This window comes from Pedobacter sp. HMWF019, assembly GCF_003061025.1.
Taxonomy (GTDB): Bacteria; Bacteroidota; Bacteroidia; order Sphingobacteriales; family Sphingobacteriaceae; genus Pedobacter.
Map to the genome: position 1 here is coordinate 1 of NZ_QAIL01000521.1, position 1,373 is coordinate 1,373.

A 1,373-nucleotide genomic window follows, 5' to 3' on the forward strand; every position below is an offset into this window, starting at 1 on the left:
CAACAACCGTTAACTAAAAGTTAACGATCAATATAAATCTACTGGACTAATTCAGCTTATTTTCTGCTAAATGGCCCATCCTCTGGAATTCGTCATTGCGACTTATGTTGAAATGACGAAAAGAAAAATTACGCTCATCCTATTTATTTTCCCATAGGGTTTATAACTTTAATTCGGTTATAATTATTCCTTATTTTTTATTATTCTATTGTGCCACAGTAAACTTATAGGTAGAAACAGAATTATACTTCTCCCCAGGCTTTAGTAAAGTTGAAGGGAAAGATTTTTGGTTCGGACTATCCGGAAAATGCTGGGTTTCCAAGGCAAATGCGGTCCTGAAATCGTCCCTATGATTTCCTTTCATCGTATTTTTGCCCTGCATAAAATTACCACTATAAAATTGCAGACCAGGCTGATCTGTATAAACGCTCATCACTATCCCGCTCTGATCTCCGGTAACCACGGCTACAGGCTGATCAGCAACATGAGAATTCAATACAAAATTATGGTCATAGCCTTTACCATTTTTCAGTTGATCATTTAAAGCATCTACACGATCCCCTATAGTTTTGGCTACAGTGAAATCAAATGGCGTTCCTTTAACCATAGCAAGTGTACCTAACGGGATCAGTGTAGAATCTACTGGTGTATATTTATCCGCATTAATTTTAACCAGGTGCTTTAATATTGTACCGCTTTGCTCTCCGTTCAGGTTAAAAAAAGCGTGATTGGTTAAGTTTACTACGGTGTTTTTATCTGTAACTGCCTCATAACTAATTCTCAATGCATTATCATCAGTCAGGGTATAAATAACCTTCAAATTTAAGTTACCGGGAAAACCTTCTTCCATATCCTTAGAAAGATAAGTAAGCTCTAAGCTTTGCTTATCCAGGATCTTTGCATCCCAAACGACATCCTGATACCCCTTCTTGCCTCCATGTAATGTATTTGGGCCATTATTGGTAAATAATGTATATACTTTTCCATCAAGGGTAAACTTGCCTTTAGCAATCCGGTTGCCATAACGCCCGATAGTTGCCCCGAAATATGGCTCTGTTGATTGCTGATACCCATCCACGCTGCTAAATCCAGCTACAACATCTACTAGTTTTTGATTTTTGTCTGGTACGAGCAAACTCACGAGCCTTCCACCATAATTAGTAATGAGCGCTTTGCAGCCGCTGTTGTTTTCCAGCGCATACAAGTGAACCTGTTTGCCATCTATTTTCTTTTCAAAAGCTTTTGTGGAAATACGGCCAGAATCCAGACTCGTTGCGGTCTGCCGTCCATGATTTGAGGAAGAGTTGCAAGATGCTGTAAAGATCAGCGCGGCAAGGAGCAATGGAGAGGCACTGTATTTTAAATATGTTTTC

At 39.1% G+C, this 1,373-nt stretch carries 1 protein-coding gene; it reads right to left on the bottom strand.

Annotated elements, in window-relative coordinates; all coding sequences use genetic code 11:
• Positions 1–205 precede the first annotated feature (205 nt).
• Positions 206–1,342, bottom strand: coding sequence for an aldose epimerase family protein (locus DBR11_RS26130; protein WP_108555506.1), 1,137 nt, complete (start codon positions 1,340–1,342; stop codon positions 206–208).
• Positions 1,343–1,373 lie beyond the last annotated feature (31 nt).